1 pseudogene is annotated in these 959 nt (G+C 43.2%); it reads left to right on the plus strand.

The window, feature by feature from the left end:
• Positions 1-959, plus strand: a pseudogene (locus tag QEZ38_RS09745) (hypothetical protein); the annotation flags it as partial.

Raw genomic sequence — 959 nt, forward strand, 5'->3', positions numbered from 1 at the left:
ATCGGTGAAAACGGTAAAGGAAAAGTACCAAACAGCGAATTACCAGACGGTAAAGTTTCAGGTACAGGTAAGATTACAGAACCAGGTAAACCAGCAGTGGAAGTTCCTAAAGTTGAAACACCAGCTAAGGTAACACCAGAAACACCAGCTCAAAAGACACCAACAGTAGAGTTGGAACAAGATCCTAAGACAGGTGACGTAACAGTAACACCTAAGCAACCAGATGGCTCAACATACAAACCAGGAACTAAGGTAGAAATCCCAGGTAAAGATGGTAAGCCAATCCCAGTCACAATCGGTGAAGACGGTAAAGGTAAAGTACCAAACAGCGAATTACCAGACGATAAAGTTCCAGGTACAGGTAAGATTACAGAACCAGGTCAACCAGCTGTAGAAGTTCCTAAAGTTGAAACTCCAGCTAAGGTAACACCAGAAACACCAGCTCAGAAGACACCAACAGTAGAGTTGGAACAAGATCCTAAGACAGGTGACGTAACAGTAACACCTAAGCAACCAGATGGAACTCCATACAAACCAGGAACTAAGGTAGAAATCCCAGGTAAAGATGGCAACCCAATCACTGTTGAAATCGGTGAAAACGGTAAAGGAAAAGTACCAAACAGCGAATTACCAGACGGTAAAGTTTCAGGTCCAGGTAAGATTACAGAACCAGGTAAACCAGCAGTGGAAGTTCCTAAAGTTGAAACTCCAGCTAAGGTAACACCAGAAACACCAGCTCAAAAGACACCAACAGTAGAGTTGGAACAAGATCCTAAGACAGGTGACGTAACAGTAACACCTAAGCAACCAGATGGAACTCCATACAAACCAGGAACTAAGGTAGAAATCCCAGGTAAAGATGGCAACCCAATCACTGTTGAAATCGGTGAAAACGGTAAAGGAAAAGTACCAAACAGCGAATTACCAGACGGTAAAGTTTCAGGTCCAGGTAAGATTAC

This window comes from Streptococcus taonis, from assembly GCF_029948085.1.
GTDB lineage: Bacteria > Bacillota > Bacilli > Lactobacillales > Streptococcaceae > Streptococcus > Streptococcus taonis.